The sequence below is a fragment of the Agrococcus sp. BE272 genome (genome assembly GCF_031457935.1).
GTDB lineage: Bacteria > Actinomycetota > Actinomycetes > Actinomycetales > Microbacteriaceae > Agrococcus > Agrococcus sediminis.
In genome coordinates this window covers 541,673-553,169 of the sequence record NZ_JAVDXL010000002.1, presented here as the reverse complement: position 1 = coordinate 553,169, position 11,497 = coordinate 541,673, and the positions used below count along the sequence as shown (strand labels likewise).

The window sequence follows — 11,497 nt, the reverse complement described above, 5'->3', positions numbered from 1 at the left end:
CCCAGCGATCCTACACGGGCGCCGCCACCCCCGACAACCCGCTCCGCGGAGCCGGGATGGCTATCCTCGGCGGGTGCTCATCGCAGACGGCTCCTCGCTCCGCATCGTCGTCGACCCCGAGCGGCGCCGCCCGGTCGCGCGCGTCTACCGCGTGCTCGCGATCGGCGCCGGCGTCACGGCGGCCTGGGCCGCGCTCTGGTTCGGCGGCGCGCTCGTGGGCGGCCTGACGGGCGTCGATCCGCTGGGCCTCGGCCGCTTCGCGCTGCTCGCGCTCGGCGGTGTCGGCATGGTCTGCGCAGCGCTGATCGCTGCGCTCGCCGTCTGGTCGGCGGGCGTCGTGCGCCACGTCGAGCGCCGCTTCCCGCTCGGCGCCACGCTCCTCGCCGTCGGACCCGCAGGCGTCGAGGGGCCGGCCGGCCTCGTGCCCTACGAGGCGCTGCAGCGCGTCGCGGTGCGCTGGCACGGCGTGCGGCTGCGACCCACGCTCACCCTCGGCGACGTCGCCGGCCGGGAGGTGGGCCGCGCCATCGGCCGCCGGACCGGGCTCGACGCGCACCGGTCGGTGCTGCTGCTGCCCCACGGCGCTCCCGAGGTCGCGCTGCACGCGGGCCCCTTCGCCGACGACCGGGAGTTCGCCCGCGTGGTCGACGCGCTCCGCTTCGAGCTCGGGCGGCGCGGCATGCGCCTCGACGCCGACAAGGGCTGAGCCCGGCTCAGTCGTGCGCGAGCGCCGACCGCACCATCATGGTGCCGATCGGCTCGGCGGCCGTGCCCGCCGCGAGCTCGGCGTCGAACAGCCCGCGGTCGGCGAGCGAGCGGAACGCGGCGTCGCGGTCGGCGGTCGCCGCGGCCAGCAGCGCCGGGTCGGCGCTCGCGCGCCAGCGCGCCATCGCCGCCTCGGTCTCTGCCTCGAGGGCGTCGAGCGCCTCGTCCCAGGCGTCCATGCGCCGCTCGTGCTCGCGCTCGGCGCGGCCGCCGCCGAGCAGGCGGGCGAGCATGCCGCGCTCCGGGGCCGCAGGCTCCTCCGCCTGCAGCCGCAGCGAGGCGGCGCGGGCCGTCTCGCACACGCGCATCGGCTCACCCGCGTGCGGCCCGAGCGCGGCGCGCTCGAGCTGCGCGAGCTGGTCGAAGTGGTCGACCGGCTCGCGCAGCCCGGCTGCCGCGTCGCGTGCGCTCATGCGCCGCGCAGCACGGCCTCGCGCAGCGTGTCGAGCCCGACGCCGCCGATGTTCAGCACGCGCATGTGGAAGCGCTTCAGGTCGAACGCGTCGCCCTCGGCGTCCTTCGCGGCATCGCGGATCTGCTCGAAGATGCGCTGGCCGATCTTGTACGACGGCGCCTGCCCGGGCCAGCCGAAGTAGCGGTTCACCTCGAACCGCACGAAGGGCTCGTTCATGTTCACGTTCGAGCGCATGAACTCGAAGGCGTAGTCGAAGTCCCACTCGCCCGTGCCGTCGAGGCGCGGCTTGCCGAGGTGCACGCCGATGTCGAGCACGACGCGGGCCGCGCGCATCCGCTGCCCGTCGAGCATGCCGAGGCGATCGGCCGGGTCGTCGAGGTAGCCGAGCGACTCCATCAGCCGCTCGGCGTACAGCGCCCAGCCCTCGGCGTGGCCGGAGGTGCCGGCGAACGCGCGCCGCCAGAGGTTCAGCTGCTTGCGGTTGTAGGTCGCCTGCGCGATCTGCAGGTGGTGGCCCGGGACGCCCTCGTGGTAGACGGTCGTCAGCTCGCGCCAGGTGTCGAACTCCGTGACGCCCTCGGGCACCGACCACCACATGCGGCCGGGGCGCGAGAAGTCGTCGGAGGGGCCCGTGTAGTAGATGCCGCCGGTCTGGGTCGGCGCGATCATGCACTCGAGCGCCGTGATGGGCTCGGCGATGTCGAAGTGGCTGCGCCCGAGCTCCTCGATCGCGCGGTCGCTCGTCGCCTGCATCCACGCCTTGAGCGCGTCGGTGCCGTGCAGCTTGCGGCTCGCATCCTGGTCGAGGAACGCGATCGCCTCCTGCACGGAGGCGCCCGGCTTGATCTCGTGCGCGATCGCCTCCTGCTCGGTGCGCATGCGCTCGAGCTCCTCGATGCCCCACGCGTAGGTCTCGTCGAGGTCGACCTCGGCGCCGAGGAAGCGGCGCGACATGAGCGAGTAGAACTCGCGGCCCACGGCGTCGACGGGGTTGGCGGATGCGGCGAGCTCGGAGCGCAGGAACTCGGCGAGCCGCGCGTGCGCCTCGGTCGCCTCCCCTGCCGCGGCCGCGAGGTCGCTGCGGAGCGACTCGGGCAGCTCCGACTCCCCCGCCTTCGCGGAGCCGGCGAACTCGTGGAAGAAGCCCTTCCCGGGCGCGTAGTCGGTGAACTGCTCGAGCACGTTGTCGATCTGGCGCGCGGCGGGCGTGTTGCCCGTCGCGATGCCGTTGCGCAGCGACGCGATGTAGCCGTCGATCGCGGCCGGCACGTTGCGCATGCGCTCGGCGATCGTCGACCAGTCGTCCTCGGTCGCGGTCGACATGAGGTCGAAGATGTCGCGGATGCCCGAGGCCGGGCTCGCGAGGTTGTTCAGGTCGCGGTCGCCCCAGCCGGAGGCCTCGACGTCGAGCTCCAGCTGCAGCTCGCGGGACAGGTCGGTCTTGGTCACCCAGTCGACGTCGTCGGCGGGCTCGGCGGCCTGGAGCGCGGCGAGCGTCTCGCGCGCGAGCTCGGCGTCGGCCCTGCGGCCCTCGGGCGAGTAGTCGCCGTAGCCGGCCTTGTCGCCCTCGAGGCCGACGTACACGTTGATCTCGGGGTTCAGCGCCGCCGCCCTGTGCACGTAGGCCTCGGCGATGCGGTCGATCTCGGTCTGCGGGCGCGACGGAGCGCCGGCGGTCTCGTCAGTCATGGCGACAGCCTAGTCAGACGAGGCGCCCCATCACCTCGCGCTCGAACAGCTCGATGCCGTCCTGCTCGAACGCGATCTCCGGCATGTAGGCGATGAGCGTGCCGAGGCCCGCCTCGCGCAGCGCGCCCACGTGGTCGAGCACCTGCTGCGGCGTGCCGACGACCGCGCCCTTCGTCGAGAAGCCGGTGCCGGCGTGCTCGGCGGGCATCGCCGAGTCGGCGCGCGCGTTCACCTCGTCGACGACGCGTCGCGCCTCCGCCTCGGTCTCGCGCACGACGATGTTGAGGTTGGACGTCAGGCGCACCTCGGCGGGGTCGCGCCCCTCGCGCTCGAGGTGCCCCAGCAGCACGTCGCGCTTGCGGGCGAACTGCTCGGGGCTGCCGCCGAAGTTCGTCGCGTCGGCCCACTTCGCCGCGTAGCGCAGCGTGCGCTGCTCGCCGCCGCCGGCGATCCACGTGGGGATGCGCGGCCGCCCGTCGCGGCCGGTCTGCAGCGGCTGGGGGCGGCAGATCGCGCCGTCGACCGCGTACGTCTGCGACTCGATCGTCGCCTCGCCGTCGGCCCACAGGCGCTGGATGATCTGCACGCCGTCGCGGAGCGCCGAGATGCGGTCGCCGACGCCCGGGAAGCCGTAGCCGTACGCGCGCCACTCGTGCTCGTACCAGCCGGCGCCGATGCCGAACTCGAGCCGGCCGCCGGAGATGACGTCGACGGTCGCGGCGACCTTCGCGAGGTAGGCGGGGTTGCGGTAGCCCATGCTCGTGCACATCTGGCCGAGCCGCACGCGGCTCGTGGTGGCGGCGAGCGCGGCCATGAGCGTCCAGGCCTCGTGCGTGGCCTCGTCGGTCGGCTGCGGCGTCGTGTGGAAGTGGTCGTAGACCCAGATCGAGTCCCACGCGCCGGCGTCGGCGCGCTTCGCGACGTCGAGCATCCGCCCCCACTGGTCGGCGGGGTCGATGCCGACGAGGTCGAGCCGCCAGCCCTGCGGGACGAAGAGGCCGTACTGGAGTGCGTCGTGAGTCATGGCGCCAGCCTAGGCGCGTCGGCTGGGGCCTGCAGGAAGGCGGGACCGGCGGGATTGACAGCGCTCGTCCGGCGGAGGATCGTGCGAGCCGCAGGAGCACGCTCCGCGGAGCGCCGCGCAGCCGTTGGGAGCCGCCCATGCAGACGACCGATGGCGTCGACGCCGCGGCATCGACCGGGCGCAGGGGCTCGCACGGCGTCGCGCGCCCGCTCGGCGCGACGGCGGTCGGCGCGCTCGTCGGGCTCACCTGGGCAGCCTCGCTCCGGGCCTACATGGTCGAGCTCGTCGGCACGACCTCCGTCTTCACGTGGTGGACGGTCGGCGCGATCCTGCTGCCGGGGGCGATCGCCGGCGCGTGCATCGGGCTCGCGCATGCGCTCCACACCCGCCGTGCGGAGCGCGCGTGGCTGCTCGGGCTCGGGCCCCTCGCGTTCGCGGTGCTGCCCTTGCTCCAGCCCGGGGCGCTCGAGAGCCTGCTCACGCAGGGCCTGGGCGGCGGGGCGATCGGCGTCGCCGCCGCGCTCGTGCTCGGCGGCTTCGGGCTGGGCTCCATCGGCCCGCGCGCGGTGCGCGTCGCGTGCCTCGTGACCGCGCTGCTGCTCGTCGTCGGCATCGCGGCCACCGTGCCCCTCATCGGCGGCGGCAGCCACGCGCTCACGACGCCGCGCGGCGTGTGGACGACAGTGCTCGTCGCCGGCCTGCTGCTGTGCGGCATCATCGGCACCGCGACCGCCCTCCGGCCGCGCGGCCGACCTCCGCGCTAGTGCGCGGCCGCGTCCCAGTTCGGCCCGACCCCGACCTGCACCTCGAGCGGCACCGACAGCTCGGCGGCACCGCCCATCTCGGCCCGCACGATGGCCTCGAGCGCCTCGCGCTCCCCCGTCGCCACCTCGAACACGAGCTCGTCGTGCACCTGCAGCAGCATGCGCGAGCCGAGCCCCTCGTCGATGATGCGCCGGTCGATCGCGATCATGGCCCGCTTGATGATGTCGGCGGCGGAGCCCTGGATCGGCGAGTTGAGCGCCTGCCGCTCGGCGTTCTCGCGCAGCACGCGGTTGGAGGAGGTGAGGTCGGGGAACGGTCGGCGGCGGCCGAAGATCGTCGTCGTGTAGCCGTCGTCCTTCGCCTGCATGACCACGCCGCGCAGGTAGTCGCGGATGCCGCCGAAGCGCTGGAAGTAGTCGAGCATCAGCTGCTTCGCCTCGGCCTGCGAGATGCGCAGCTGCTTCGACAGCCCGAAGGCGCTCAGCCCGTAGGCGAGGCCGTAGCTCATCGCCTTGACCTTCACGCGCTGCAGCGCGGTCACCTCGCTGGGGTCGACGCCGAAGATGCGGCTGCCGACGAAGCGGTGCAGGTCCTCGCCCGACAGGAACGCCTCGATGAGCCCCTCGTCGCCGGAGAGATGCGCCATGATGCGCATCTCGATCTGCGAGTAGTCGGCGGTGAGCATCGTCTCGAACTCCGGCCCGTGCACGAAGGCCGAGCGGATCTCGCGGCTCACCTCGGTGCGCACCGGGATGTTCTGCAGGTTCGGGTCGTTCGAGGACAGGCGGCCGGATGCGGAGCCGGTCTGGTCGTACCGGGTGCGGATGCGCCCATCGTCCTGGATCGCCCGCAGCAGCGTCTCAATGATCTGCGCGAGCTTCGTCGTCTCGCGGTGCTGCAGGAGGAGCCCCAGGAACGGGTGCGGGTTGGTCTCCTGCAGGTCGGCGAGCGCCTGCGCGTCGGTCGAGTAGCCCGTCTTCGTCGCGCGCGTCTTGGGCATGTCGAGCTCCTCGAAGAGCACGGCCTGCAGCTGCTTCGGGCTGCCGAGGTTGACCTCGTGGCCGATCTCGGCGTAGGCGGCCTCGGCGTGGCCGGCCGCCTGCTCGCGCATGCTGTCGAGGATGCGCTGCAGCACCGCGCGGTCCATCTGCACGCCCTGCTGCTCCATGCGCACGAGGGCGGGCATGAGCGGCAGCTCGATGTCGTCGAGCACGCCGAGCGTGCCCGGGTCGAGCCGCGGCCGCTGCGCGCGCGCCACCTCGCCCGTGAGCCACGCGACGGTGCCGAGCTCCTCCGGCTCGATCTCGGGCACGAGCTGGTTCGGGTCGGGCGCCGGGAGCGTCGCCCCGAGCAGCGCCTCGGTCTGCCAGTCGAGCTCGAAGGTCTTCGGCGGGGCGTTCGGCGTCGCGAGCCAGGCGGCCACGCGCGTGTCGTGCGCGGCGCCGCCGAGCGACAGCCCGGCGCGCTCGAGGAGCTTGATCGAGGCCTTCACGTCGTGGAGCGCCTTCGGGGCGTCCGACGCGAGCCAGGCCGCGAATCCGTCGTAGTCGGCGGTGCCGGCCTTGTACGGGACGTATGCGCTCGCGCCCTCGCTCGCCACCCCGAAGCCGGCGATGCCGCCCGCGCCGTCGCCGGCGATCGACACGGCGACGGTGCCTGCCGCCCGCGAGAGCCACAGGTCGAGCTCCTCGTCGACGAGCTTCTGCACCGCGGGGGCCTGCACCTGCGGCTCGAGCGCCGCGGCCGACTCGCCGCTGCCCTCCTGCTTGAGCACGCGGTCGAGGAGCGTGCGGAACTGCAGGCGCTGGAAGACGTCGCGGAGCTTCGCCTCGTCGACCTGGCCGCGCGTGAGCTCGTCGAGGCTGACGCCCAGCTCGACGTCGGTGAGCAGCTGGTTGAGGCGGCGGTTGCGCTCGGCGCGCTCGCGCTGCTCGCGCAGGTTGTTGCCGACGACGCCCTTGATCTCGTCGGCGTGCGCGAGCAGGTTCTCGACCGTGCCGTACTGCGTGATCCACTTGACGGCCGTCTTCTCGCCGACCTTGTCGATCCCGATGAGGTTGTCGCTCGTCTCGCCCACGAGCGCCGCGATCTCGGGGTACTGCGCGGGCTCGATGCCGTAGCGCTCGCGCACCGACTCGGGCGTGTAGTGCTTCAGCTCGGAGACGCCGCGCACCGACGGGTAGAGCAGCGTCACGTCGTCGTTGACCAGCTGGATCGTGTCGCGGTCGCCCGAGACGACGAACACGCGCATGCCCGCCTGCGCGCCCTGCACCGAGAGCGTCGCGAGGATGTCGTCGGCCTCGTAGTCCTCCTTCGAGAGGGTGCGCACGCCCATCGCGTGCAGCGCCTCCTCGAGCAGCGGGACCTGGCCCTTGAACTCCTTCGGCGTCTCGTCGCGCGTGCCCTTGTACTCGGCGTACTCGCGGGTGCGGAACGAGAAGCGGGAGATGTCGAACGCGACCGCGAGGTGCGTCGGCCTGTGGTCCTGCAGCAGCTTGAGGAGCATCGACAGGAACCCGTGGATGGCGTTGGTGTGCTGCCCCTCCGAGTTGACGAAGTTCTCGAGCGGCAGGGCGAAGAACGCCCGGAACGCGAGCGAGTGGCCGTCGATGACCATGAGGGTAGGCTTCGTGTCCGACACGGCAGTCAGCCTAGCCCGCGTCACCGACACGGCCGCCGAGCACGGGAGACCCGCGTGACCCAGCCCATCCAGCCCGACGAGGCCGCGCAGCGACTGCTGCAGGAGCGCGAGGGCAGGCCGGGCGGCGAGCTCGCGGAGCGCATGGGCATCGAGTTCCTCGAGCTGTCGGCCGAGCGCTCGGTCGCGCGGATGCCGGCCGAGGGCAACCGCCAGCCGGTCGGCTTCGTGCACGGCGGCGCCTACTGCGTGATCGCCGAGACGCTCGGCTCCGTGAGCGCCAACATCCACGCCGGCCCCGGCCGGTACGCCGTCGGCGTCGACCTCAACGCGACGCACACCCGCTCGATCACGAGCGGCTGGGTGACGGCGGAGTGCACCGCGCTGCACCTCGGCCGGTCGATGACCGTGCACGAGATCGTCTGCCGCGACGAGGAGGGCAGGCGCGCCTCGACGATCCGCATCACGAACTTCGTGAAGGACCGCTGACCCTCCCCGCCCCTTGAGTGGCGCCGCCCGCGATCGAGTGGCGCCGCCCGCTAACGAGTGGCGCCTCCGGCGATCGAGTGGCGCCTCCCGCGCTCGAGTGGCAGGTCCGGCGATCGAGTGGCGCCTCCGGCGATCGAGTGGCGGCCCGCCGCGATCAGGCCGCCTCCCAGGAGGAGTACCGCCGGTGCGCAGCAACGATCGTGCGCAGCAGCGCCTCACCGCCGTCGGCGAGGTCGTCGCGAGTGACCGTGATGATGTGCCAGCCTTCCGCGCGCAGCTTGGCGAGCCGGACGGCATCGCGGGCTCGCTGCTCCGGATCCTCGTGGTGCTCCCCGTCGTACTCGACGCCGAGCCGCAGGTGCGGCCAGCTGAGGTCGAGGCGCGCCACGAAGCAGCCTGCAGCATCGAGGACCTCGTGCTGGAGCACCGGCTCCGGCAGCGCTCTGAGGATCAGCAGCCGCACCAGCGACTCCCGCGGCGACTCCGCGCCGACGCGCACGAGCGCGAGCGCGCGTCTTGCGCGGTTCAGGCCGCGCGCGCCGGCGTAGCGGCGCACCGCCTCCGTGAGCTCCTCGAGCGCTATCGGCTCGCGCCGCTTCGGCGACACCAGCCAGTCGCCGACGGCGACGAGCTCCTCGACGCTCAGGAGCGTCGCCAGGTGGACGAAGGCATCGGCCCGAGCCTCCACGCGCATCCCGTCGACCTCCGTCGTCGCCGACTTCAGCCGATGGCCGACCACGCCGGGCCGGTGCATCCGCGCGCGACCCGTCGGCGAGGCGAGGTGCACCCGCGCCTCCTGCTCGAAGCGAGCTGGCAGCGGCATCCCGTGGATGCGTGCGGCGGTGGTGTGCGAGAAGAACTGGTCGTCCTGTGCGAGCGCACGCACCGCCTCGAGCAGCGCGCGGCCCTCGTCCCCGATCGCCGCGGTGATGCGGACGCCGCGCGCGGGTGCGGTGAACGCCATCGAGCGGAGCTCTGCGGCCGAGTAGCCGCGCTCGAGTCCGGCACGGACGGTGAAGCCGTGAGGGGTGTCCATGGCACGCATGGTGACGCCGTCGAGCATCCGTTGCGGCCCCGGACGCTCCGGCTGTGGAGAACGGATGCGGTGGCCGGCGCCGGTCGGGGCACCGCGCGATCGCAGGCGGCGCCAGTCGATCGCGCAAGGCGCCAGTCGATCGCGCGGGGCGCCAGTCGATCGCGCAAGGCGCCAGTCGATCGCGCGGGGCGCCACTCAGTCGCGCGGGGCGCCACTCGATCGCGGGAGGCGCCACACAGGCGGAGGGCGGTCCCGGTGCGTGGGACCCGCAGGCGCCCCGCGGCTACTTCTTGGGGGTGCCGAGCTGCTCGATGACGGCCTGGGCGACCTCGGCCATCGTCAGGCGGCGGTCCATCGACGCCTTCTGGATCCAGCGGAAGGCCTCCGGCTCGGCCAGGCCCATGCGCTGGTTGAGCAGGCCCTTCGCGCGGTCGACGAGCTTGCGCGTCTCGAACCGGTCCGAGAGGTCGGTGACCTCGGCCTCGAGCGCGCGGATCTGGTCCCAGCGGGCGAGCGCGATCTCGATCGCCGGCAGCAGGTCGTTCTGCGTGAAGGGCTTCACGACGTAGGCGAGCGCCCCGGCCTCGCCGGCGCGCTCGACGAGCTCCTTCTGGCTGAAGGCGGTGAGCAGCACGACGGGCGCGATCTTCGCGGCGCCGATGCGCTCGGCGGCGGTGATGCCGTCCATCTTCGGCATCTTGACGTCCATGACGACGAGGTCGGGCTCGAGCTCGGTGGCGAGCTCGACGGCGCGCTCGCCGTCGCCGGCCTCGCCGACGACCTCGAAGCCGGCGGCCTGCAGCGTCTCGACGATGTCGAGGCGGATGAGCGACTCGTCCTCGGCGACGAGCACCCGGCGTGCGGAGGATGCGGTCGGTGCGGCAGCCGCGTCGATCTGGGGCTCGGCGAAGAGGTCGTCGGTCATGAGCACTAGCCTAGTGTTCGGCCGACCGGGCGGATGCCCCGGCTCTCGCCGGTGTGGCGGAACAGGCAGACGCGGCGCACTCAAACTGCGCTTCCGCGAGGAGTGTGGGTTCGAGTCCCACCACCGGCACGAAGCCCGGCAGGTCCACTGGACCGGCCGGGCTTCGCGAGGTGCTGGCGGCTACGCCTCCGCGGGGTGCGGCACCGACTGGTGCACGACCTCGATGCGGCGCTTGCCGTGGTACGCCGGCACGGCGTCGGCGTGCACGTCGCCGACCCGGTGGATGCGCAGGTCGTTCGTCGAGCCGGAGGTGCCGGGCGGCATGCCCGAGATCACCACGACCTTGTCGCCGACCTGCGCGAGGCGCTTGCCGATGAGCACGTCGTCGACCTGCGCGATCATCTCGTCGGTGTGCGTCACGCGGTCGACCAGGTGCGTCTGCATGCCCCAGATCATCTGCATGCGCGACTCGATCTCGGGGTCGGGCGTGAAGCCGAACATCGGGATCGAGGTGCGCAGGCGCGACATGCGGCGCGCCGAGTCGCCCGACTCGGTGAAGACGACGATCGCCTTCGCCTCGACGAACTCCGCGACCTCGAGCGCGGCGAGCGTGATCGCGCCGCCCTGCGTGCGCGGCTTCGTGCCGAGCGGGGGGATGCGGCCGAGGCCGTCCTCCTCGGTCGCCTCGATGATGCGCGCCATCGTCTTGATCGTGACGATCGGGTGCTTGCCGACGCTCGTCTCGCCCGACAGCATCACCGCATCCGCGCCGTCGAGGATCGCGTTGGCGCAGTCGCTCGCCTCGGCGCGCGTCGGGCGGGGGCTCTCGATCATCGACTCGAGCACCTGGGTCGCGACGATGACGGGCTTCGCCCAGCGGCGGGCCAGCTCGACCGCGCGCTTCTGCACGAGCGGCACCTGCTCGAGCGGCAGCTCGACGCCGAGGTCGCCGCGGGCGACCATGATCGCGTCGAACGCGTCGATGATGTCGGCGAGGTTCTCGACCGCCTGCGGCTTCTCGATCTTCGCGACGACGGGCAGCTTCCTGCCCTCCTCCGCCATGATCTCGTGCACGCGCTCGATGTCCTTCGCGTCGCGCACGAACGAGAGGGCGATGATGTCGGCGCCCAGCTGCAGCGCCCAGCGCAGGTCGTCCTCGTCCTTCTCGCTCAGCGCGGGCACGTTGACCGCGACGCCGGGCAGGTTGATGCCCTTGTTCGAGCTCACCGGGCCGCCGACGACGACCTCGGTGACGACGTCGGTGTCGGTGACCTCGACCGCGCGCAGCACGATGCGGCCGTCGTCGATCAGCAGCGGGTCGCCGGGCTGCACGTCGGCCGGGAGGCCCTTGAACGTGGTGCCGGCGCGCTGGCCGTCGCCCTCGACCTCGTCGGTGGTGATCGTGAACCGGTCGCCCTCGGCGAGGTCGTACGGGCCGCCGGGGATCTTGCCGAGGCGGATCTTCGGCCCCTGCAGGTCGACGAGGATGCCGACCGGGATGCCCAGCTCGTCGCTCGCCCTGCGGATGTCGGCGTACACCCCCTCGTGGACGGTGTGGTCTCCGTGGCTCAGGTTCATGCGCGCGACGTTGACGCCGGCCGCGATCGCGGCCTTCGTCTGCTCATAGCCGGCCAGTGCCGGGCCGAACGTCGCGACGATCTTGGCTCTTCTCATCGTCAGCTCGCTTTCATCGGCGCGCCGCCTGGGTGGGATCGGCGCGGACGTCTCCATACTCCCAGGTCGCCGCGCCG

10 protein-coding genes and 1 tRNA gene are annotated in these 11,497 nt (G+C 72.8%); 4 read left to right on the top strand and 7 right to left on the bottom strand.

The features are described from left to right. Window positions 1-73 precede the first annotated feature (73 nt). A complete protein-coding gene (locus J2X49_RS09070; protein ID WP_310125178.1) occupies window positions 74-706 on the top strand; it encodes a hypothetical protein in 633 nt (210 codons plus the stop codon). Window positions 707-713: 7 nt separating this feature from the next. On the opposite strand, the gene J2X49_RS09065 is transcribed toward J2X49_RS09070, so the two are convergent. The 3 genes from J2X49_RS09065 to J2X49_RS09055 are packed head-to-tail and all read right to left on the bottom strand — an operon-like array spanning window position 714 to window position 3,893. Next, the gene (locus J2X49_RS09065) at window positions 714-1,178 is read right to left on the bottom strand and encodes a hypothetical protein (RefSeq protein WP_128190112.1); all 465 of its coding nucleotides are present in this window, start codon (window positions 1,176-1,178) and stop codon (window positions 714-716) included. Then, complete coding sequence (locus J2X49_RS09060) at window positions 1,175-2,869, bottom strand: DUF885 domain-containing protein (protein WP_310125174.1); 1,695 nt, start codon at window positions 2,867-2,869, stop codon at window positions 1,175-1,177. The genes J2X49_RS09065 and J2X49_RS09060 overlap by 4 nt, the downstream gene beginning before the upstream one ends. A 13-nt stretch (window positions 2,870-2,882) precedes the next feature. Beyond that, entirely contained in the window at window positions 2,883-3,893 is a 1,011-nt protein-coding gene (locus tag J2X49_RS09055; protein WP_310125171.1) for an LLM class F420-dependent oxidoreductase, read from the bottom strand. Between the two features lie 137 nt (window positions 3,894-4,030). Here J2X49_RS09055 and J2X49_RS09050 point away from each other — a divergent pair, with 137 nt between their 5' ends. Beyond that, window positions 4,031-4,657: a hypothetical protein gene (locus J2X49_RS09050; RefSeq protein ID WP_310125168.1), complete on the top strand. Its 627-nt coding sequence runs from the start codon at window positions 4,031-4,033 to the stop codon at window positions 4,655-4,657. Here J2X49_RS09050 and polA read toward each other — a convergent pair. After that, window positions 4,654-7,275 carry a DNA polymerase I gene (gene polA / locus J2X49_RS09045; protein ID WP_310126023.1) on the bottom strand — a complete coding sequence of 874 codons (2,622 nt, stop codon included), beginning with the start codon at window positions 7,273-7,275 and terminating at the stop codon, window positions 4,654-4,656. The two genes, J2X49_RS09050 and polA, sit on opposite strands and share 4 nt — an antisense overlap. Before the next feature lie 90 nt (window positions 7,276-7,365). On the opposite strand from polA, the gene J2X49_RS09040 reads away from it, so the two are divergent. Then, window positions 7,366-7,785 carry a PaaI family thioesterase gene (locus tag J2X49_RS09040; RefSeq protein ID WP_246993543.1) on the top strand — a complete coding sequence of 140 codons (420 nt, stop codon included), beginning with the start codon at window positions 7,366-7,368 and terminating at the stop codon, window positions 7,783-7,785. 154 nt (window positions 7,786-7,939) lie between these two features. On the opposite strand, the gene J2X49_RS09035 is transcribed toward J2X49_RS09040, so the two are convergent. Next, on the bottom strand, window positions 7,940-8,821 hold the full coding sequence (locus tag J2X49_RS09035; protein WP_310125165.1) for a hypothetical protein: 882 nt from the start codon (window positions 8,819-8,821) through the stop codon (window positions 7,940-7,942). 283 nt (window positions 8,822-9,104) lie between these two features. Continuing rightward, a complete protein-coding gene (locus J2X49_RS09030; protein WP_128189714.1) occupies window positions 9,105-9,746 on the bottom strand; it encodes an ANTAR domain-containing response regulator in 642 nt (213 codons plus the stop codon). 47 nt (window positions 9,747-9,793) lie between these two features. Between J2X49_RS09030 and J2X49_RS09025 the strand changes: the two genes are divergently transcribed. Further along, a tRNA-Leu gene (locus tag J2X49_RS09025) sits at window positions 9,794-9,875 on the top strand. 51 nt (window positions 9,876-9,926) lie between these two features. On the opposite strand, the gene pyk is transcribed toward J2X49_RS09025, so the two are convergent. After that, window positions 9,927-11,420, bottom strand: coding sequence for a pyruvate kinase (gene pyk / locus J2X49_RS09020; protein WP_310125162.1), 1,494 nt, complete (start codon window positions 11,418-11,420; stop codon window positions 9,927-9,929). Window positions 11,421-11,497: the final 77 nt, after the last annotated feature.